General features: G+C 67.1%; 19 protein-coding genes and 1 pseudogene. 6 read left to right on the top strand and 14 right to left on the bottom strand.

Going from position 1 to position 20,655, the window contains the following annotated elements:
• The first annotated feature begins 54 nt into the window (after positions 1 to 54).
• The 4 genes from FHW97_RS00290 to FHW97_RS00275 all read left to right on the top strand — a co-directional run bounded on the left by FHW97_RS00290 (position 55) and on the right by FHW97_RS00275 (position 6,381).
• The gene (locus FHW97_RS00290; protein ID WP_183533710.1) at positions 55 to 576 is read left to right on the top strand and encodes an RNA polymerase sigma factor; all 522 of its coding nucleotides are present in this window, start codon (positions 55 to 57) and stop codon (positions 574 to 576) included.
• On the top strand, positions 573 to 1,574 hold the full coding sequence (locus FHW97_RS00285; protein ID WP_171797718.1) for a FecR domain-containing protein: 1,002 nt from the start codon (positions 573 to 575) through the stop codon (positions 1,572 to 1,574). Before FHW97_RS00290 ends, FHW97_RS00285 begins: the two co-directional genes overlap by 4 nt.
• Before the next feature lie 92 nt (positions 1,575 to 1,666).
• A complete protein-coding gene (locus FHW97_RS00280) occupies positions 1,667 to 4,225 on the top strand; it encodes a TonB-dependent receptor (RefSeq protein WP_171797717.1) in 2,559 nt (852 codons plus the stop codon).
• Positions 4,225 to 6,381, top strand: a complete 2,157-nt coding sequence (locus tag FHW97_RS00275; protein WP_171797716.1) for an Atxe2 family lasso peptide isopeptidase — start codon at positions 4,225 to 4,227, stop codon at positions 6,379 to 6,381. Before FHW97_RS00280 ends, FHW97_RS00275 begins: the two co-directional genes overlap by 1 nt.
• Here FHW97_RS00275 and FHW97_RS22315 read toward each other — a convergent pair.
• From FHW97_RS22315 to FHW97_RS00255, 4 genes are all read right to left on the bottom strand, one after another.
• The gene (locus tag FHW97_RS22315; RefSeq protein WP_171797715.1) at positions 6,370 to 8,082 is read right to left on the bottom strand and encodes an asparagine synthase-related protein; all 1,713 of its coding nucleotides are present in this window, start codon (positions 8,080 to 8,082) and stop codon (positions 6,370 to 6,372) included. The two genes, FHW97_RS00275 and FHW97_RS22315, sit on opposite strands and share 12 nt — an antisense overlap.
• Positions 8,079 to 8,723 carry a lasso peptide biosynthesis B2 protein gene (locus FHW97_RS00265; RefSeq protein ID WP_171795492.1) on the bottom strand — a complete coding sequence of 215 codons (645 nt, stop codon included), beginning with the start codon at positions 8,721 to 8,723 and terminating at the stop codon, positions 8,079 to 8,081. The genes FHW97_RS22315 and FHW97_RS00265 overlap by 4 nt, the downstream gene beginning before the upstream one ends.
• An 80-nt stretch (positions 8,724 to 8,803) precedes the next feature.
• On the bottom strand, positions 8,804 to 8,941 hold the full coding sequence (locus FHW97_RS00260) for a hypothetical protein (protein ID WP_156306644.1): 138 nt from the start codon (positions 8,939 to 8,941) through the stop codon (positions 8,804 to 8,806).
• A 197-nt stretch (positions 8,942 to 9,138) separates the two neighbouring features.
• The gene (locus tag FHW97_RS00255) at positions 9,139 to 9,318 is read right to left on the bottom strand and encodes a hypothetical protein (RefSeq protein ID WP_171797714.1); all 180 of its coding nucleotides are present in this window, start codon (positions 9,316 to 9,318) and stop codon (positions 9,139 to 9,141) included.
• 754 nt (positions 9,319 to 10,072) lie between these two features.
• Here FHW97_RS00255 and FHW97_RS22310 point away from each other — a divergent pair.
• Together FHW97_RS22310 and FHW97_RS00250 are read left to right on the top strand one after the other, a co-directional pair.
• A pseudogene (locus FHW97_RS22310) lies at positions 10,073 to 10,210 on the top strand (transcriptional regulator domain-containing protein); the annotation flags it as partial.
• A gap of 43 nt (positions 10,211 to 10,253) precedes the next feature.
• Positions 10,254 to 10,826 (top strand): DNA -binding domain-containing protein, encoded by a 573-nt coding sequence (locus FHW97_RS00250; RefSeq protein ID WP_022676513.1) that lies wholly within the window; start codon positions 10,254 to 10,256, stop codon positions 10,824 to 10,826.
• Positions 10,827 to 10,994: 168 nt separating this feature from the next.
• Here FHW97_RS00250 and FHW97_RS00245 read toward each other — a convergent pair whose 3' ends face one another.
• From FHW97_RS00245 to trbB, 10 genes are read right to left on the bottom strand one after another with little or no spacing between them, the layout of a single operon-like run.
• Positions 10,995 to 12,359, bottom strand: coding sequence for a TrbI/VirB10 family protein (locus tag FHW97_RS00245; RefSeq protein ID WP_253941497.1), 1,365 nt, complete (start codon positions 12,357 to 12,359; stop codon positions 10,995 to 10,997).
• A complete protein-coding gene (gene trbG / locus FHW97_RS00240) occupies positions 12,356 to 13,222 on the bottom strand; it encodes a P-type conjugative transfer protein TrbG (RefSeq protein ID WP_253941496.1) in 867 nt (288 codons plus the stop codon). Before trbG ends, FHW97_RS00245 begins: the two co-directional genes overlap by 4 nt.
• 53 nt (positions 13,223 to 13,275) lie before the next feature.
• Positions 13,276 to 13,959, bottom strand: a complete 684-nt coding sequence (trbF, locus tag FHW97_RS00235) for a conjugal transfer protein TrbF (RefSeq protein WP_171795489.1) — start codon at positions 13,957 to 13,959, stop codon at positions 13,276 to 13,278.
• A 3-nt stretch (positions 13,960 to 13,962) separates the two neighbouring features.
• Positions 13,963 to 15,228, bottom strand: a complete 1,266-nt coding sequence (gene trbL / locus FHW97_RS00230) for a P-type conjugative transfer protein TrbL (protein WP_171797712.1) — start codon at positions 15,226 to 15,228, stop codon at positions 13,963 to 13,965.
• A gap of 1 nt (position 15,229) precedes the next feature.
• A complete protein-coding gene (gene trbK-alt / locus FHW97_RS00225) occupies positions 15,230 to 15,553 on the bottom strand; it encodes a putative entry exclusion protein TrbK-alt (RefSeq protein ID WP_171797711.1) in 324 nt (107 codons plus the stop codon).
• A gap of 5 nt (positions 15,554 to 15,558) precedes the next feature.
• The gene (gene trbJ / locus FHW97_RS00220) at positions 15,559 to 16,314 is read right to left on the bottom strand and encodes a P-type conjugative transfer protein TrbJ (protein ID WP_171797710.1); all 756 of its coding nucleotides are present in this window, start codon (positions 16,312 to 16,314) and stop codon (positions 15,559 to 15,561) included.
• Positions 16,311 to 18,791: a conjugal transfer protein TrbE gene (trbE, locus tag FHW97_RS00215; protein WP_171797709.1), complete on the bottom strand. Its 2,481-nt coding sequence runs from the start codon at positions 18,789 to 18,791 to the stop codon at positions 16,311 to 16,313. The genes trbJ and trbE overlap by 4 nt, the downstream gene beginning before the upstream one ends.
• A gap of 7 nt (positions 18,792 to 18,798) precedes the next feature.
• Positions 18,799 to 19,080 carry a VirB3 family type IV secretion system protein gene (locus FHW97_RS00210; RefSeq protein WP_171797708.1) on the bottom strand — a complete coding sequence of 94 codons (282 nt, stop codon included), beginning with the start codon at positions 19,078 to 19,080 and terminating at the stop codon, positions 18,799 to 18,801.
• Positions 19,077 to 19,409 carry a TrbC/VirB2 family protein gene (locus FHW97_RS00205; RefSeq protein ID WP_171797707.1) on the bottom strand — a complete coding sequence of 111 codons (333 nt, stop codon included), beginning with the start codon at positions 19,407 to 19,409 and terminating at the stop codon, positions 19,077 to 19,079. The genes FHW97_RS00210 and FHW97_RS00205 overlap by 4 nt, the downstream gene beginning before the upstream one ends.
• Positions 19,406 to 20,437, bottom strand: a complete 1,032-nt coding sequence (gene trbB, locus FHW97_RS00200) for a P-type conjugative transfer ATPase TrbB (protein WP_171797706.1) — start codon at positions 20,435 to 20,437, stop codon at positions 19,406 to 19,408. The genes FHW97_RS00205 and trbB overlap by 4 nt, the downstream gene beginning before the upstream one ends.
• Between the last annotated feature and the right edge of the window lie 218 nt (positions 20,438 to 20,655).

The following is a 20,655-nucleotide window of genomic DNA, read 5'->3' as shown; positions in this document are numbered from 1 at the left end:
ACCAAGCGACGTGCCTTCCGGCGCGTCGTTCGGTGTGCCGGCACGGAAACGGCCGTGTCTTCATCCTCGGGGCGCCCCGCTCCGACCGAAACCCTGCTTGGCCGCGCCTATCGCGCGGAGCGGCCCGGATTGCTGCGTTTCCTGCGCCGCAAGGTCGATCCCGATCTGGCAACCGACCTGCTCCACGATGTCTTCGTGCGCGCGCTGGGTAGCGCCGACGCGGATCGCCTGGCCAACCCCGCAGCATTCCTGCGCAAGGTTGCGGGCAATCTGCTGATCGACCGAGCCCGCCGCGCAGCGCGCCACCCTGCCCCGCTGGCTCTGGCAGAAACCGAGGAACCCGCCGTTGCACCGGAGCAGGGATTGGCGCTCGAAGCTGCCGAACTGCTCGCTTTGTACGAGGCCGCCGTACAAGCGCTTTCACCACGCACCCGCGAAGTTTTCCTGATGCACCGCGTCGATGGCCAGACGTATCGCGAAATCCATGAGGCGCTTGGCATTTCCGTGGCAACGGTCGAATATCACATGATGAAAGCCCTTGCTGCAATTGCCCTGGCCGTGGAACCGGCGCGATGACCACTGTGCCGCCAACCGGCCCAGAGATCGACCTGATCGAGGAAGAGGCGATCGCCTGGTTCGTGGTGCGCCAGGATGCCGAAGGATTCACCCGGCAGGAAGAATTCGAAGGCTGGATTGCGCGCAGCGCCGCCCATGCCGCAAGCTACGCGCGCATCGAGCGTCTGTATCGCGATGCCGCCATCCTGCAGGTTTCGGACCGCTATGGTGCTGACCGCCACGAACCGACGATCGCTGCGGCACAATCCCGGCACCGGCACGGGCTGCTCATTGCCGGGCTGGTGGCTGTCGCCGTTGCAGGCCTCGGTTTGCTCCTGGATGCATGGTCCGGGAGCGAGCAGCCATCCTCGCCAGCACAAGTGCTCGCCAGCGACAACGGCGCGATCCGCAGCATCCATCTGGCTGACGGCTCGACCATTACCCTCGATGCGGCCAGCCGCGTGGAGGTCCGCCTGAGCGGCAGCCAGCGGCGCTTCGCGCTGGTCAACGGTCGTGCGCGTCTCGATCTGGTCAAGGACGGCCGCCCGTTCATCGTTACCGCAGCGCAGGAAGAAATTGCCGGGGACACAGCGCTGCTCGATGTCGAGACCAGCGGCAAAGCAGGCCAGGCCGTGCTGTGGCGTGGCGCAGCCCAGGCCAGGCCACTCTGGCATGACGCGGCACTGCGGTCCGATGCTGCCCCCCTGCGAGCGTCAACCGCACGCGCCCTTGGCCCCCACGCCGGACACCAGGTATCCCCGCGTGATGCGGTCGGCAGCCGCGACTGGCCGAGCGGATGGGCCGAATATCGTGCGCTGCCGCTCGGTACGCTCGCCGAAGTCGTCAACAGCTATGGCCACACCCCGTTGCGGATCGACGATCCCGCTGTCGCCAGCGCGCTTGTCTCCGGCCGCTTCCGCCTGACCGATCCGGATGCCGTGGCACAGCGCTTGGCCGACGTGTTCAATCTCGTGATCATGCGACGCGCAGACGGCATTCATCTCGCCGCACGAAAATAATTTTGCTCGCCCCCTAAGGTGTCCGCTGTGGCCGGCGTCGAACCCTGCATCGCACACGCATCAAGCGTGGCCAACGATGAGGGAATACAACCATGTCGAGACGCCTTGGACCCCAGTCCTTCCTGCTGGCAAGCGCAGCGCTGCTGCTGATCCAGCCTGCCGTGACTCTCGCAGCCCCGGCGCCGCGCTACAGTTTCGATCTGCCAGCGCAGGATCTGGGCGAGGCGCTGCGCGCGGCCGCCGCGCGCGCCGGCTGGCAGATCTATGCGCCCGCGCAAGCGGTGAATGGCCGTATGGCGCCGCCGCTGCATGGCACGATGTCGCTGCCCGAAGCGGTCGACACACTGCTCGCAGGCAGCGGTCTGGTGGCGCACTTTTCCGGCCAGACCGTGACGATCCGGGCCGCGGGCACAGCCGATGCGGCAACACAGGCCACGAGCGATGCGCCGATCGTAGTCACCGGCACCCGCATTCGCGGTGCGGCGGTGGCCGCACCGGTGATTCAGGTCTCGCGCGCCGATATCGTCGCTGCAGGCCAGACCGATCTGGGCCAGGCGCTGCGCGCGCTGCCGCAGAACTTCGGCGGCGGCCAGAACCCGGGCGTGGGTGCCGGCGCCGGCAGCGCCAATGAGAATGTCAACATGGCGAGCAGCGTCAACTTGCGTGGCCTCGGCGCCGATGCCACGCTGACCCTGCTCAACGGCCATCGCCTGCCTTACGATTCCTCGAACGGCGGCGTAGATATATCCGCGTTCCCGGTGGCCGCGGTCGAGCGGATCGATGTCGTCGCCGACGGTTCCTCGGCCCTCTACGGCTCGGATGCCGTGGCCGGCGTGGTCAATGTCGTGCTGCGCCCCGACTATGTCGGGCTCGCCACGTCGACCCAGATCGGCACGAGCACCCAGGGTGGCGATTTCCAGCAGCAGGCCGATCTGGTCACGGGTACGCGGTGGGCCTCTGGCGGCATGATGCTCGCCTATGATTTTGCTCACAATTCAGCGATTGCGGCCCGCCAGCGCGACTTTGCCGGGACCTTGTCAGCAGACAACACGCTCTACGGCGAACAACAGCGCCACGCCGTCACCGCCACGCTGCACCAGGATCTCGCGCCAGGGCTGACGCTGCGCCTCGACGGGTCTTATAGTACGCGCGCCTCGCAGACCGCCGGCGGCACCGATGCCTCGCGCATCCTCTTCCGCCCGCGCGTGACGATGCTGTCGCTCGCCCCCGAGTTGACCGCCGCGCTGGGCCGCGACTGGACCGCACGTATCCTCGGCACCTGGGGCCAGGACCATACCCGGCTCAGCTCGGACTTCGATATCACCAGCAGCAATCCCTCGATCAACAGCGGGTGCGTCTGCAACCGCGCCTGGTCGGCCGAAACCAATGTCGAGGGTCCGCTGTTCCGGACCCCCGGCGGCACCGCGCGTCTGGCGCTCGGCGGCGGCGTGCGGCGCAATGGCTTTGCCTATTCGGTCGTGAGCAATGGCGTGACAACGCAGGATTACAATGTCGCCCGCTCGAGCCGCTATGCCTTCGGTGAACTGAACTTGCCAATCATTGCTCCGGGCAACGCCGTCCCCGGCGTCACGCGCCTCAACCTTTCGGCGGCACTGCGGTACGAGGATTATCCTGGCATGGCGCGCATGACGACACCGCGCCTGGGCCTGATCTATGCGCCGGCTCGCGCCATCACCATCAAGGCCTCATGGGGGCGCTCGTTCAAGGCGCCAAACCTCTACCAGCAATATATGGGCTACCAGACCTATCTGCTGCCCGGCAGCTGGTATGGTTTGCCGAGCGGCAACCTGCTGCTGGTCAGCGGCGGCAATACCCACCTCACCCCCGAGCGGGCACGGACCTGGCAGGCCGGGGTAACGGTCGAGCCGGCAGCCGTGCCGGGCCTGCGCGTCGAAGCCAGCTATTTCGATGTCCAGTACCGCGACCGGGTCGCCGAACCTTTTCCCGGCAGCATTGCCAATGCGTTGAGCAATCCTGGCAACGCCGGGCTGGTCACCTTTTCGCCCTCCGCACCAGCATTGACCACGCTGGTCGCTGGTTCGCGCCCGGCCCTGGTCAACTACACCGGTGCGGCGTTCGATCCCGCGGGCGTCGCGGTGCTGGTCGACGATCGCTACGTCAATATCGCGCGCCAGGCCATCCGCGGGATCGACTTGCGCGCGACCTGGAAAAAGCCGCTGGACGATCGGCGCACATTGGCTTTCGACCTCGCCGGGGCCTGGCTGGACAGCGACCAGATCCTTTCGGCCGGTCAGCCGCAGACCCGCCTTGCCGGCGTGATTTTCCAGCCCGCCAATCTGCGGGCACGCGGCGGTGTCAGCTATGAAGACACCCGGTTCAGCGGCGCCGTGCATGTCAATTACATCGGTGCCCTGCGCGACCAACGCTTTGCCACGCCCGCACGCTTGTCGCCGCAGGCCACGGCCGATCTTGCGTTGCGTTATACGCTACTGCCAGCCCGCCGGTCGGGCGAGGATCCGGGCCTGGTCGTGTCGCTGACGGTCAACAACCTATTCGACGCGCAGCCGCCAGCGATCGGTCAGACCGGACCGACCGACACCCCATTCGATTCGACCAATTACTCAGCCATCGGTCGCTTCATCGCGCTTGGCCTGGCGAGGCGCTGGTAATGGCGCTCGCGCTTGCCCTGCTCCTGGCCGAAGCCACCATTGCCTGGCCCGTTAGTCCAGCGCCGGTAGCCGATCGCTGCGATCCACCGGCTACCCCGGCCTCGGCTCCACCAGCATCGCGTCTGGTCACGGCCCAGGATCTGGCCCGGCTGATCGATATCGGACGATCCGATCCCTATGATGCGCCGCCGCCGTTCGGCCTGTCACCGGATGGCAAGACCATCGCGGTGATCTTGCGCCAAGCCGATCCGGCCCACAACGCCTACTGCCAACGCCTGGTACTGGTCCCCGCCGTGCCGTCGGGTGGACCGCCGGTAGCACCCAGAGAAATCGACCGCGGCGGCGCGTTCATTCGGGCGACCTACCCGTTGCGCACGTTTCCGGCGCTGCGGGCCGGCTATGGCCAGGTCATCACGCCGCACTGGTCGCCCGATGGCCGGACGATTGCCTATATCAAGCAGACTGCCGGGCCACCCCAGGCCTGGCTGGTGCCCCGCGACGGTGGCCCGGCGCGGGCCCTGACCGCGCTGCCCGACGCGGTCGAGAACCTCGCCTGGAACGCCGAGGGCAGCGCCGTGATCATTGCGACCCGCCCTGCCCTGCGTCAGCAGAGCGAAGCAATCGCCGCGACAGCGGGCGAAGGCTATCTCTACGACGATCGCTTTGCGCCCGAACTGGCCGACCATCCCATTCCCTCGGCACCGATGCCCCTGGTCTACAGCCGTGTCGACATCGCCAGCGGCACGATCCAGCCGGCAACGTCGGCCGAACGGGCAATCCTGGTGCCGCCAACGGCACCAGGCCAACCCCCGCAGGCCAGCAGCGCGGCGCGCAGTGCCAATGGTCGCTGGGCCTGGATCGAGCCGGTCCATCCCGCATGGGTGGTCAGCGCGCGCCAGGTGGTGATCGAAGCGCCGGCACGACGGGGGCCGCAGCGCCGATGGCTGTGCCCCGAGGCACTGTGCGACGGCACCATGCATCTCTGGTGGTCGCGCGACGGCGCCACGCTCTACCTCCTGCAGCGCACCGGCTGGGGCCGCAGCCAGACCCGACTGCTGCGCTGGCGCAGCGGCGCGCCGCGCCCGGAAGCCGTGCTCACCACCGACGACGTGCTGGTCGGGTGCGTCCCCAGACCCGATGCGCTCTACTGCGCCCGGGAAAGCAGCGCGCATCCACGCGTACTGGTGCGTATCGACTGGCGCAGCGGGGCATCGCGCACCGTGTTCGATCCCAATCCGCAATGGGCCCAGTTCCGGCTCGGCACGATCCAGCGGCTCAAGGTGCGCAATGCCTACGGCGTCGAAAGCCATGCCGACCTCGTCTTGCCGCCCGACCATCGCCCCGGCGAGCGCCATCCCCTGGTCGTCGTGCAATATCTCAGCGAAGGCTTCCTACGCGGCGGCACCGGCGACGAAAATCCGATCCAGCCGCTGGCTGCGCGCGGCTTCGCGGTGCTCAGCTTTGCCCGTCCCGGCGCAGTATCGAGCGTGCGCGACGCGCCCGATGAAACCGAACTGATGCGCCGCGAGCACGTCGACTGGCTCGATCGCCGCAGCGTCCAGTCCGCGCTGGAAGAAGCGCTCCGCCAGGCCGTTGCGACCGGCACGGTCGATCCCGCGCGCATGGGCATTACCGGGATGAGCGAAGGCACGTCGATGACGCAGTGGGCGCTGCTCAACAGCAAGCTGTTCAAGGCCGCCGAACTGGGCGTGTGCTGCGAAGGCCCGACGATCTACCCCCTGGTCGCTGGGCCGGTGTTCGAGCGGCTCGGGCGCCAGCTGGGCACGGCCTGGTTCGAGCCCCAATCGGAACAGGTGTGGAAGCCGATGGACCTTGCCGCCAACGCCGAGCGGATCACGGCGCCGATCCTGATCCAGTCGGACGACAGCGAATATACCAATGCGCTCGATGTCGTCGCGCAGTTCCGCCTTCACGGCAAACCGATCGAAATGTGGGTCATGCCCGGCGAACCGCATTTCAAGTGGCAACCGGCGCATCGATTGGCGATGTACGAACGCACGATGGACTGGTTCAGCTTCTGGCTGCAGCGCCAGCGCGATTGCGACCCGAACAAGGCCACACAGTACCAGCGCTGGCTGGCCATGCCTGGCGCTCCCAGCAAAGACGAGGTCACCTGCCTCCCATCACGACCATGAGCGTGCCCAGGCCTCGGCTTCGACCAGATCGAGCAAGCGATAGATCCGGTCGTCGTCCGCCTGGGGATCGAGCGCCAGTGCTGCATCGATGGCAGCAAGGTCGAGCAGCCCCTGTCCGGCCAGCAGGCCATCGTGCAGCATCGCCCGCAACCGGACGCGGTCCCGCGCGAAGACCGCGCGCATGACCGTGTCCGGTCCGGCCTTGGCGACCCGCCCGGTGATCGCAGCCGGCAGCTCAGCGGCGAACGCCGCGCGCGCCGGCGCGCGGTTGATGCCGCCCTGACACCAGACCCAGGTCGGAATGCCCAGGCAGGTCTCGACCAGCGGCTGGCTGAACAAGGGTGAAAAGCGCAAGGGATCGTCCAGGCCATGGACGTGATGCTGGGCCGCCTCGATCAAGCGCAAGTGCGCCCGCGCCCCTGTCGCCGTCATCGGCACCTGCGCCTCCCAGTCCGTCAGCGGCAGCGAGGGGGCAGTCTCACCCGGGCCAGCTAGAAGACCAAGGTTCGGTGCGCGTCTCGCAGAGCGCTGGCGCCGCCACCATTGCCGCAGAATGGCGCGCACCAGGGTCGGGGCGTCGGCGCCGGTCAGTCGGCACAGGTCGACAAAGACCTCTGCCAACTGGCGCGACGGCCCCAGCGCGCGCCACGCATCAAGAAACGGCGCTGCCGAGTGGAGGAAGCAGAACACATTGTCACCGCCATTGCCGTCGAACACGCGCGCCGCGCCGACTGCGGCACAGGCTTCCCCGAGCTGACGCCGCAACTCGCCGACGAACATCTTGCCCACGGGCCGCGCACTGTGCGCAAAACTTGCCGCACCCGGATCGACCGCGGCGATTTCGTATTGGGCCGCACGCCACGAGACGTCCAGTCGCGCCGCAAGAGGGGCGACATAGGCGGTTTCGTCGCCGCTGGGATCGCGGGTGGAGACAGTGGCGCAGGCGAACGGCCGCCCTTCGACGGCCAGGGCCGCGCAGACCAGCGAGGAATCGACGCCACCGGACGCGGCGACAACAACCTGCCCGAAATGTCCCGACCAGGCGCGCATGACCATGCGCGCACAGTCCCGCACACGCTGCGCTGCGACCGCCAGCGTGATGTCGCCCGATGCCGGCACATGGAGCGCCGGTTGCCAGATTGCCACCTCATGCGCCCTTCGCTCAAGGGGGTAAAGCACGCCGGGCGACAGTTCGTCGACACCAGCCAAGCATGTCGCGCGCTGCCGGCGCTCGGGATCCTGCAGAAACTGCTGCACGTGAGGCCAGGAGACACTCATCGCAATGCCCGCCTGCGCGAACAATGCTGGGGCCGTTGCCAGCAGACAGCGACCAGCGTCGATACGCCGATAGAGCGGCAGCAGGCCGGAAGGATCGCGCAGGATCGCCACCGACTCACTTCGCGGATCGACCAGGACAGCGAACCAGGCGCCCCAGGTGTGGCGCACCAACCAGTGCGCCACGGCCGATCGGTCGGCCAGGGCCGGAGCGCCGGCCAGGGGATCCACCAAGACATTGCCGTCCCGATCGAAATTGCACCCCACCAGCCAGCCCCAGGCTCCCAGGGAACGGACGGACCAGCCCTCCCCCAGCCATAGGCCGCTGCGTGCCGCGCGCAGGTCGCGCAACTGGCGCAGCGGGACAAGCCCTTCGCCAAGCCCACCGTGCAGCGGTAAGACCAGTGCTGCGGCGAGGGGCTTCACAGCGCCAGAATCGGGGTGAAGCATGCCACGGCCTCAGGCGTGTCGTTGAGCACCATGCGTCCGGCCTGGACCCAGCAGTGGGCGGCAAAAGGGCCCTGCCGGACACCCAGCACGGCATGGGCGCGCCAGCCGCGCCGGGCGAGCAGGTCGACCAGCGCAAGGGAACGCGGCAGGCAGCGATCGGCCGCCGTTCGCAAAAAGCAGGCAAACTGAAACCCGCGGACCAGCCGCCCGGCGGCATCATCGATGCCGATCGGGCGTGGTGTCGCCTTCACCGTCAAGACCGCGAGTTCATCGCAGAGCGGAGCGAGACCGCGGCGCGCCAGAGCCCGCTCGTAGCTCCGTTGCTGGCGCAACGCCCGGGCGGTCTCCGCCAACGGCAACCCGCCATGGTTCAAGGCGTCACACGCCTGATCGGGCAAGGCCCAGCGGCAGGGTTCCAACGCCAGCGGCTTATCAGCGACGCCAGCCAGATCGCCAAGGCCCGCAGTCTGCAGCGCGATGCGATCGACCATTCCTGACGCGACAAGCGCACAGAATGCCTTGGCCTGGTGATCGGGAAGTCGAAAATAGCGGCCGCTGACGAGATCGAGAAATATGGGGTCGTCGCCGACAAGGCAGAAGTGCAGGCCCGGCCGCAAGAGTGATGGTGCCATTGCACGATCCTCCGGGCATGAGGGCGCGAGCCGGTCAGGTTCCGGCCCGCGCCCAAGTGGGAGGATCAGTCTTCGACGATGCCGAGCGCGAAGCTCTGCTGGCCGATGCTGGCATCCTGCCGGGCCACCGCTTGGCCGCGGGTCACGGTGGCGACATCGCCGAGGTCGATCAGGGCGGTGTCGGTCTGGTCACGGTCATTCATGGTTCAGTCCTTTCCGGTTGGTGCGACTCCTTGTGTCGCCCGGACAGGATGCGAGGCCCAACCTCGCATAACCATTTTATAATCGGTTTATTTTCAGTTAGAAGCACACCGCGAAAACTGGCCATTCACAGAGCATGAATGACGGAACCGACACGTCGGCCCCCCGGCGCGACCTAGCGCGCCGGGGACCATGTTAGTTAACGCGGGCATTTGATGAATTTGCCCTTGGCATCCCGGCACGGCTTCTTGGGGGCTGGCTTGGCAGCCGGACACTTGACGAAGCGCCCCTTGGCGTCCTTGCAGGGGGCTGCGTAGGCTGCGAGCGGCGTAGCAGCCATAGCCATGGCTGCGGTCAAAGCGATTGCAAGCTTGCGCATGAAGACACTCCTAGTTTGCACCCCAAATGCCATAGATACCCGATTTTGGCAGGACCGCGAGCCTGCAAATGTCAACAAGGGTCAAGACCGCGTCCAGCAGACGTCTGCGACCGAAATTGCGGCCATGACCCTTGGCGTCGCTGCAAAACTGCTGGTCTCGCAACACGAAGTCAGCCGCGCACCAAGGTTTAGATTGGCGCGCCCTGTGCCACGCAGCCCTGGAAGAGGGAGGAATTACCTTTCGATTGCAGATCGGTGGAATTCAGCACGTTTTCGCGCTCAAGGTCCACGATCACGATATTCGCCTCAAATCCAGGCAGCAGCCCGCCGTTGCGCGAAAGGAGCGCTTTCTCGTGCCGTCATTTCGGTCCGCGCTCGGATCAGGATGAGCTTATCAGCCGGGCAAAAAAGGCGGCAACATCTCCAATCTCGCTGCCGTACGACGAAGCGGCAAGACAGCCGGGCGGTGGAAGAGCGTTCTTGGGACGTCTTGTCGGCACCTTTAGCATCACGCCTGGACATGCGCGCCGACCACCCGGCTGATTATCGACTATACGGCAAGCGACCGCGCGCACGATACCAGACCTTTGCGATTTTGCCGTGCGAATTGAACGGCTTGTCTTTTCGCCGATCTGCCACCCTCATGGGCATGCCCTGTCTATACCAAGAACAGGGGAGCCCCCCTCCTCGCCCGGGGAATGGCTGCGCACGATAGCGATGACCATGCTGCGTCTCCGAGACAAGGAGCGCCACAATGGTCGTGCCCGATCCAGCCTGTGACTTTGCCAGCTATGCCCAGGAATTCCTGCGCAGGAACGAAGCCTATCGCGCGGCCTGGCTGGGCATGCAGCGCCACGGTCGCGCGCGAAGAAGGGGGTGGGCCCAAGCATGGGGCCTGGCGTTTTCCGTTCAATCCCGATGCTACAGTCCACGCCATGCCGGCACTCTGGCAGCCGACATGGCATCCCGCCACACTGGTCCTGGTCGCGGCGCCGCCCGGCACGCCCGGCCTGTCACGCGCTGCGCTCAGCGCCAGCCTTTATGCAGCATCGCCAGCGCCGACCAGTTGGCCCCATCATATGGCCGTACGCGCCGGCAATGGCTGGTTACGCTTACTTTTGCCGGAAAGCGACGATTGGCTGCACTTGACATGCTTTGCCACGCCCGATCGCCATTGGCGACTGCGCCGCTGCGCACTGGGACGCCTCCACAACCTGCTCAATGACGGACGCACTGCTGGCTGGGATACGATTGACAGGCCTAGCGCGTACCAGCGTCATCGCCTCGATCTGTTGCTGCGCCTGCTCGATGCCCGCCGGGCGCAGCCCGCCACCAGCATGCGCGAGCTCGCCGAAGCCGTGGTATTCCCCGGTGGGCGCTTCGATCGCGCGATTGACTGGACAACGAGCGCTGAGCGTCGTCAGGTTCATCGCTTGCTGAGCACCGCCGAAGCCCTGGTTGCCGGCGGCTATCGGCAGCTGTTGCATGCCACATCCAACAAGGGCTGAGGCGCAATGTCTCCAGTGGCTTGCCAGGGGCAACGATACTCGTCGGCAAAGATCCAATCCGTTTTGGCAATTGGGCATGGCGCCGCCGCCGGTACGCCTGACGTTGCACAAGCGTCAGACACAGATGATACCATTGTCCGTTGGCAATGGCAGCCAGGACCCGGCGCCTCACGGCGTCGCTCCGCTGGCCTCGAACACGAGATCACGCGTCACCAGGACGCGCACCGGATAGCCGGGGCGGATCGTCAAGGTGGGCGGCACGTCGAGCGCCCACGCCACGATCTGCGTGCCGGCGCGGTTGACGCTGTCCTGTCCGCCCTGGCGCAGAGCGCGGACCAGCGCATTGTCGCTATCGCTGCCCCATTCTGCCCCGACTGCGAGAAGCGTCGAGACCGCAGCCGCGCGCATGATGCCACCCCAGTGAAAATCCGTGCGATCCTCAAGCCCGGCCTGCCCGGCCGGATCCGTGCCGGGCAACCGGGCAAGGTCGAGCGAGCGACCATCGGGCAGGATCAGGCGTGTCCAGACCAGCAAGGCGCGGCGCTGTCCGGCTGCAATGGCGGCGTCGTATTCGCCGATCAGACGCGCGCCTTGCGGAACGAGCAGTTGCGTGCCGGACAGGCTGTCATAAACGTTCTGAGTCACTTGCGCGGTGATCTGGCCGGGCAGGTCGGAGCGCAGCCCGGTGATCAGCGCAGCCGGAATGACACTGCCGGCCTGCAGCACCGCCTGGCCACCCGGCGGCACGAGGCGCGCGGCCGAGATGGTCGACGCCGAGCCCGGGCGATCCAGGAAGGCCTGGCGCGCGTCCGTCACCGATGGCGGCGCGGAACCCGGCTGAGCGGCAGGGAGTATCACACCGGCAGCGGGTTGGCTGCTGACGCCACCCGTCTCTGCCAAGTTGTCGCCGTGATGGACCGCTTCGCTGGCAAACAGGCGGCTCTGGCGCGCGGCATCACGCTCGGCCTGGCGGCGCTGCCGTGCCGCGGCAAGGCTATCACCGCTCGGTCCAGCCGGCGGTGCGGCTGGTCCGCTCCCCTGCTTTTCCGCCATGGGCTGGTCATGGGGCCTGGTCGAACCGCTGCGCGGGTCCGACTGGTCACCAGCTTGCGCCTGATCACCGGGCAGGACGGAAGCAAGCCGGGGAACCTCGGTGTAATCGCGCGGTGCCTTGGCCAACACATTGCCAGGCTGGGCAGACGCGACCGGTGGCGTGTCCGCCTCTGACGATGCACGCCCGCCTTGCAGCCCGAAGGCAAAAGCCAGAGCAACAAGAGCGGCGCCCGTCGCCGTCAGAGCGAGGACCGCCTTGGACGACAGGCGCTCGACGACAGGCCAAGCGGGACGCAGGCGGACCATGGCTGCGGCCGCCACTTGTATGCCACCGCGCCGATCATGGGGCGCGGCGCCGTCGGACGCCTGCTGGTTCTGTGCAGCGGGGCTTTCGCCATCGGGTTCGCCGGCGGACTCGCCGTCGGGCGCCGTGGCGCCATGATCTGCAACAGCGCGTTGCGATCGCTCCCGAGCGGTCATGACCGTGCCTTCCTGGCAAGGGCGGTGATCGTCACGCGCTGCGCCGATTTGCGGTCGCCCAACCGCAGTTCGGCGCGATCGAACAGGCGATCGACCACCAGAAAACGACCAGCCACGCGGTAATTGACCAGTTCGACCTGGTCCCCAGGCCCAGTGACAAACAGCGGCGGCATGTCGCCCGCGGCAATGTCTGCAGGAAAGGCGATGTAGACCCGGTGGCCATCGTCGAAGACCCGATCAGGCCGCCAGCGCGGCTTATCCCCGCCGATCCTGTAGCGGAAATCGAGTGCACCCGGATCGATACCCGCTGCAATGAGTGTGGACTGCTGCGCGGCCTGGGCACGGGCGCGCAGGGCAACGAGCTCGTCCTCGGGATAAGTCCACGACACCGCAGCGAGCCAGGTCGAGGGTGTCGCGCGCAACTCGAGATAATAGGTGCGCCGATCGGTATTGATGACCAGGTTTGTGGTGATGTCGTTGCGGGTTGGCTTGATCAGAATGTGCACCCGTTGGGCCACCCCGGCGCCACTGGTGGTATCGCCGATGAGCCAGCGCACCGTGTCGCCGGCCGCGACTGGCCCACTGCCCACCAGGTGCTCGCCATCCTGCAGGGCAATATCGGTCACATGGCCGGGGCTGGCATAGACCTGGTACAGCGCACCGGTCGCAAATGCATAGCGCTGGATAGCATTGGCAAAACCCTGCGGGTCGGGCTCGACGCGCGCCGCGCCAGTGGCCGCGGCCACGCGCACGGATGCTGCCGACTGCGCCGCAACGCCATGATGGGCTGCGGCAACACGCGCTGCCTGGCTCGCGGCGCCAAGCGGCGCAATGGCCAGTAGCGACACCAGAGGCGTGATCATAGAGCGGCGCAGACGCGCGCAAAGGGCAGACCAGGCAAAGTCAGGCAGACAGGTCATGGCGTAAGCTCCCTCGACCAGTTGATAGCGGTGATGAACAGCCCGAGCGGGTTCTTGCGCAGCGCATCGGCCGAACGCGGCGCCTGGAGCGTGATGGTCAGGATCGCGCTCCATTGCTCGGTATCGGCCAGGCCGCCATCGCGATAATGGCGCTCGCGCCAGGCGACGCGAAAGCTGTCGGGTGAAGCGCGCACCACGCTGGTCACGTCGACCGCGACCTGCTCCTTGCCGATCCGCGCGAAGGGATCGTTACTGCGCGCATCGGCGCCAAGCGCCTGCCCGCCGCTGTCGCTCACGAAATCATAGGCCCGCAGCCAGTTCTGCCGAACAACCACCGGGTCGGCCGGGAGGCTGCGCACATCCTCGATGAAACGGGCAAGCTGGTAGGCAATCTGGGGATCGGTCGGCCGGTACCCGGCCTGAGCGGGCGCCACCGCGCGGACTTCGCCGAGCCGGTCCACTTCGACAACCCATGGCACGATCGTGCCGCGGGCACCTTGCCAGACAAGACCCGCAGCAAGCAGACCGGACAGGCCAAGCGCGGCCAGACAGGCGTAGCGCCAGTTGCGCGCCTGCACGCGGGCCGAGCCGAGCCGTTCGTCCCAGACCTGCGCGGCGCGCTGGTAGGGCGTGACCGGCTCTGGGGTCGTGGCATAGCGGATCGAGGAACGCCGAAACATGGATCAATCCTCCCTCTGCGAAGTGTCGATGCTGGTACCGGCGCCCTGGCTGTCGCCGCTGCGCAGCGTGTGGGCGGCCATCATCGCGCCCTGCCCCAGCGCCTGGCGTCGGCGCAGCGCGCGCGCCCAGGCCGGTGGACTGGCCGGTTCGGCAGATGCGCCCGCGCCCTTGGCTAGAGCAGGTTCACTCCGCCCACCCTCGCCTGATCCGACGCCGGCCTTGCGCAACGGTGCCGTGGCCCCGCGCGCAGCCGTGCTGCCAATCTGGCCAAGCCCGTGTGCGACGCCAGAAAGCCCGGCATGCCCCGCCGCGCCTTCGCGGTAGGCGGTCCCGGCCGCGCTGACGCCGCGCAGCGTGCCCATGGTCGCGGCGGCTGCCGCGCCGCCGGCAAGGCCAACGGCAGCAGCGCCACCCGCAGCAAGCCCGCCGGCACCTAGCACAGTGGCTGCCGCCGCACCGGCGCCGAGCTGCGGGCCACCCGACACCAGCCCGCTGGCAATGCCTGGGCCGAAGACCGCGAGCGCCAGGAGCGTCAGGCTGGCCAACACCAGCGTCATCGCGTCCTCGAGCGTTGGCGTGCCCGAGATGGCGGCGGTAAACTCACCGAAGATCGTCGAGCCGATCCCGACGATGACGGCCATGACCAGGACCTTGATCCCGGAAGCCACGACGTTGCCGAGCACGCGTTCCGCCAGGAATGCAGTCTTGCCGAACAGCCCGAACGGTACGAGCACGAAGCCGGCCAGTGTGCTGAGCTTGAATTCGACAAGCGTCACGAACAGCTGGATGGCGAGGACGAAGAAAGCGAGCACTACCAGGACCCAGCAACCGAGCAGGACGACGATCTGCACAAAGTTCTCGAAGAAGCTGACATAGCCCATGAGGTCGGAAATCGCCTGGAGCAGCGGGCGGCCGGCATCGAGCCCGACCTGGGCGATGCGGCCGGGCTGGAGCAGTTGCGCGGTGGTCGTGGCCGTGCCGCTGGCCTTGAGGCCCAGTCCGGCAAAGCTGGCGAAGACCACGCTGGCAAGATGATTCCAATTGCCGATGAGCCAGGCAAACATGCCGACGAACAAGGTCTTGCGCACCAGACGGGCAAGAATGTCTTCGTGCTCGCCCCAGGCCCAGAACAACGCAGCGAGCGTGATGTCGATCGCGACCAGCGTGCTGGCGATAAAGGCTACATCGCCATGGAGCAGGCCAAAGCCGCTGTCGATGTAGCGCGAGAAGACCGCGAGAAAGCGGTCGATGATGCCGGTGCCGTTCATGTCACCAGGCCTCCTTCGCCGGCGACGGAGCGGCAGCCGGCCCTGCCCCGGCGGACTGGCGCGTGGGCAGACCAAAAAAGCGGCGACGGCGGGCGTCCCACAACGCCGCGCAGGATGCCATGGCCGGGTCGTTCGGCGCGATCGTGGTGCAACGCCGCTCGGAGGGAGCGCCGAACGGCGGCGCTACGACAACGGGTCGCGGATCGGGCAAAGCGCCCGGTTCGTCGCTGCGCGGTGCCGGCAAAAGCGCCGCAATCAGCGCCATCATCGCGGCGAGGCCAAGCAAGCCGAGCAGCAGGATGCGATGGACACGGGGGTGCGCCATGGCGGTTACTCGTGAAACAGCGTGACGGGCTCAGCGACATAGCCGCGGCCGGGAGCCAGGAACCGACGCAACTGCTCGCGCGCCTGGGCCTTGGCCGCAGCTGCCGCCGCCGCGTCGAGAGTCTGGGCGCGCCCCTGGGCGACTAACGTCGCAGCAAGGTCGGCAAGCTGCTGCGACTGCACCGCCAGGATCTGGTTGCCCGCTTCGATGGCCTGGAGCGCGCCTGTGGCATCGTGACTCGCCTGCATCAGACTGGTCAGCGACTGACGCGTGGTATCGAGATGGCCGACCGTCAAAGCCTGGGTCCTGAGCGCATCCTCGAATGCCGCAACACTGTCTTGCCAGCGGCTTTGCGCACCAGTGACCAGCGCCTGGTCGGACGCCGACAGGTCGATCGCGCGATAGCGGGCGGAAAAGCCCGACTGAACCGTATCGACATTGTAGCTAAGTCGCTGCGCCTGGCGCAGCAGTTGCCGGGTCTGGTCGAGCTGCTGCTGGATCGGCGCGACCAGCGAGAGCGGCAGGCTGGCGAGATTGCGCGCCTCGTTGAGCAGCGACTGGGTCTGGTTCTCGATCTGGCGCAACTGGTTGTTGACCTGCTGCAAGGCACGCGCGGCCGTGAGCACGTTCTGCGCGTAGTTGGACGGGTCATAGACGATGCCGCTGAACTGGGCCTGGGCTGGCCCAGGCAAGGCGGCCAGCAGGCTGGCTCCCAGCCATGCGGTGACAGCGCGCGGCGCGCGCCCCAGATGAACACTCATCGCAGCAGGTTCTCCGCAGCAGGTGGCAGAATTTCAGGGAGCAGTTCCGCGGCCCAGTCGAGGCCGCGGGCGCGCAGCCAGGCGAGCGCAAAAGGCGTGCCTGCCCCGGCCTCGGCCAATGCGGTGATCGCCTGCTGGTCGCGCGGCCCGCCGGCTGCGGCAAAGGTCAGGGCAATCTCGCCCAGCCCGAGTTCGAACAGGCGGTTGCCGCTGCGCGACTGGCAGTAGTAGTCGCGCTTGGGCGTAGCTTCGCTGAGGATCGCGATCTGGCGATCGTTGAGGCCGAAACGGCGGTAGAGCCCGAGAATCTGGGGCTCGCGGGCCCGGGCATTGGGCAGGAACAGCCGCGTCGGGCAGCTTTCGATAATGGCCGGCGCGATGGTCGATCCGGCGATATCGGCAAGGCTCTGCGTGGCAAAAACCACGCAGGCATTCTTCTTGCGCAAGGTCTTGAGCCAGGCGCGCAGCTGGGCGGCAAAGGCCGGACTGTCGAGCGCCAGCCAGCCTTCGTCGATGATGATCAGCGTCGGCGCACCGTCGAGCCGGCGATCGATGCAGTGGAAGAGATAGGCCAGAACCACCGGTGCTGCCGGCGAACCGGCGAGCCCCTCGGTCTCGAAAGACTGGAACGTCGCTTCGCCAAGGTCTTCGTGCTCTCCATCGAGCAGGGAGCCAAACGCCCCGCCCAGGCACCAGGGCGCGAGCGCCTGCTTGATGTCCTGGCGCTGGAGCAGAATGGTCAGCCCGGTGAGCGTGCGTTCCACCGGCGGGGCCGAGGCCAGCGAGACCAGCGCGCTCCAGACATGGGCCTTGATGGCAGGATCGACGACAATGCCTTCGCCGCCGAGGATGGCCAGCAGCCAATCGAGCGCCCAGGCCCGTTCGGCTGCATCGTCGATCCGCGCCAGCGGCTGCAGCGCGAGGCCAAGACGCTCGGGAGGCTCCATGCTTTTGGTGCTGGCTGGGGCTTGGCCCATGATGGTCTGGCCCAGGTCCTGCCAGGTGCCGCCGCACGCCAGGGTGGTTGCACGGATCGCTCCGCCAAAATCGAACGCAAAGATCCGCGCCTCGGGATAACGGCGAAACTGCAGGGCCATAAACGCCAGCAGCACCGACTTGCCCGCACCGGTCGGGCCGATCACCAGGCAATGGCCGACATCGCCGACATGGAGCGCGAAGCGAAATGGCGTCGTGCCCTCGGTCCGGGCATGGAACAGTGGCGGAGCGTGCCAGTGCAGATCTTCGTCGGACCCGGCCCAGACCGCCGACAACGGGATCATGTGGGCGAGATTGAGCGTCGAGACCGGCGGCTGGCGGACATTGGCATAGACCTGGCCGGGCAGCGTGCCGAGCCACGCCTCTAGCGCATTCATTGTCTCGCTGATCACCGTGAAATCGCGGCCCTGCAGCACTTTCTCGACCTGCCGCAGTTTCTCGGTGGCCAGGGTCGGATCCTCGTCCCACACCGTGACCGTCGCTGTGACATAGGCGGCGCCGGCATGATCGGCTCCGAGTTCCTGCAACGCCAGGTCGGCATCGAGCGCCTTGTTGGCAGCATCGTTATCGACCAGGACAGCCGCCTCGTTGGTCATGACTTCCTTGACGATCGCGCCCAGCGACTTGCGCTTGGCAAACCACTGGCGGCGAATGCGGGCGAGCAGGCGCGTGGCATCGGTCTTGTCGAGCATGACCGCGCGGGTCACCCAGCGGTAGGCAAAGGCCAGGCGATTGAGCTCGTCGAGAATGCCGGGGAAGGTCGCCGACGGAAATCCGATCACGGTCAATGAACGCAAGTGCGCGGCGCCCAGCCGCGGCGCGAGGCCACCGACCAGCGGCTCGTCGGCGAGCAGCGCGTCGAGATAGACCGGGATTTCGGGGACGCGCACCCCGTGGCGACGGGTCGAAACGCAGGCATGGAGGTAGCGCAGCGTCGCCGCATCATCGAGCCAGGCGACGTCGGAGAGGAACCCCTCGACCAGACGCAGCAAGCGCTCGGTGCGATCGGCAAAACCCTGGAGCCAGTCACTGGCATTGCTGCTTTGCCCTGCGCGGCCTTCGAACAGCCAGCTTTCAGCGCGCGCGGCGTCCTCGGCCGGCGGCAGCCAGGTGAGCGTCAGGTAATAGCGGCTTTCAAAATGGGCGCCGTGCTCCGCAAACTGGGCCGCCCGCTCGCGCTCGACCAAGGCCGAGACAGGATCGGGAAAGGCATCGTCGGGATAGCCGCGCGCCGGATCGCGCGCGGCCTCGACAAAGATCGCCCAGCCCGACCCGAGGCGGCGCAGCGCGGCATTGAGCCGGGCCGTAACGGCGACAAATTCGGCCGGGGTGGCAGAATCGAGATCGGGACCGCGGAAGCGCGCCGTGCGCTGGAAACTGCCGTCCTTGTTGAGCACGATGCCCGGCGCGACCAGCGCAGCCCAGGGCAGGAAGTCGGCAAGGCGGCTCGCACCAGAGCGATATTCGCGCAGCGACATCATGACACCCTCACACCGCAAAATAGGCCGGGAAGCGCAGATGGCGCCGCGCGACGTCCACGAATTGGGGATCGCGGCGTCCGGCCCAGACGCCAAGCCCATGGCCCACCGCCAGCAGGGCCAGTCCGACCAGCCACAGCCGCAAGCCCAGCCCGACCGCACCGGCCAGCGTGGCATTGATGATCGCCAGGCCGCGCGGCGCGCCGGCAAGCAGGATCGGCTCGACCAGGGCGCGGTGCACCGGCACGGCAAAGCCGGGAACGATGGCGGGATCGGGAGCATCCTCGCTCACAGCACTGCCCCACCGCCGAATGAGAAGAATGAGAGGAAGAAAGACGAGGCGGCGAAGGCGATCGAGAGACCGAAGACGATCTGGATCAGGCGCCGGAAACCGCCCGAGGTATCGCCGAACGCCAGCGAGAGCCCGGCAGCGATGATGATGATCACGGCAATGATCTTGGCAACCGGCCCCTGGATCGATTCCAGGATCGATTGCAGCGGCGCTTCCCAGGGCATCGAGGCACCCGATGCCTGGGCTGTGCCCGCCGATGCCACCAGCAGGGCAGGCAGCAGCAGCGGGACAAGGCAGCGACGCGGCACGATGCGACAAGGCGTGGTCATGGCAGAGTTCCTTCAAGTGAGATGGCAGGGGCACGCGTCGCGGCCGCCGGGAGCGGAGCAAGCTGGTAATCGCCATCGGGCGTGAGGCCGGTGACGGCGACGAGGTCGGCAAGGCGGCGGGCCGGCCCGTCGCGAACCAGCACCGCGATGACATCGATGGTTTCGGCAATCAGGGCGCGCGGCACCGTCACGACGCGTTCCTGGATGAGCTGTTCGAGGCGGCGCAAAGCCGCGAGCGCGGATCCGGCATGGATCGTGCTGATGCCACCGGGATGACCGGTGCCCCAGGCCTTGACGAGATCGAGCGCTTCGCCGCCGCGCACTTCGCCGATGGGAATGCGATCTGGCCGCAGCCGTAGCGCCGAACGGACCAATTCGGACAGCGTGGCGATACCATCGCCCGCGCGCAGGGCGACGAGATTGGGCGCGGTGCACTGCAGCTCGCGGGTGTCCTCGATCAACACGACCCGGTCGGGCGAGCGCGCCACTTCGGCGAGCAGCGCATTGACCAGCGTGGTCTTGCCGCTCGAAGTCCCACCCGCCACGAGAATGTTGGCACGTGATGCCACCGCGTTGCGCAGCGCCTCGGCCTGGTCGGGGCGACAAATGCCGGCTGCGACATAATCGCCCAGCGTAAAGACCGCGCTGGCGGGCTTGCGAATGGCAAAGCTCGGCGCGGCCACCACCGGCGGCAGCAGGCCTTCGAAACGGGCTCCGCTTTCCGGCAACTCCGCCGAGATACGCGGAGCCCGGCCATGAACTTCAGCACCGACATGGTGCGCCACAAGCCGGACGATGCGCTCGGCATCCTCGCCTGAAAGGGTTTCGGTCGTTGCCACCAGCCCCTCACCAAGCCGGTCGAGCCACAGCCGGCCATCAGGGTTAAGCATGACTTCAACCACCGCGGGGTCATCGAGCCAGGCGCAAATGCGCGGCCCGAATGCAGTGCGCAGCATTCGCGTACCACGCGATGCACCAGGAGCATGCTCGGGCGACGCGCTGCGGGAAAGGGAAGAGGGACTGGACATCACGCGCCTTGCTCAATCCGCGCGGCCCGATGCCAGCGCGGCAAGGCCTCTTAAGAAGGCAGCAAATTCACCAAAGGCAACAGCTACTTGCCGCTCTCTCAGGCTGGCGTACAATCGGCCAGTCTAGCGCAGATTCTCTGCCGCACGCTCTTCTGTGACGACGAGGTTGACCTACCCAGCAGCAGTCGCATCAGTGGCCTCAGCGCGGTCCATGCGAC

The organism is Novosphingobium sp. SG754 (genome assembly GCF_013149315.1).
GTDB classification, from domain to species: Bacteria; Pseudomonadota; Alphaproteobacteria; order Sphingomonadales; family Sphingomonadaceae; genus Novosphingobium; species Novosphingobium capsulatum.
This window is presented reverse-complemented; position numbering and strand designations above follow the sequence as displayed.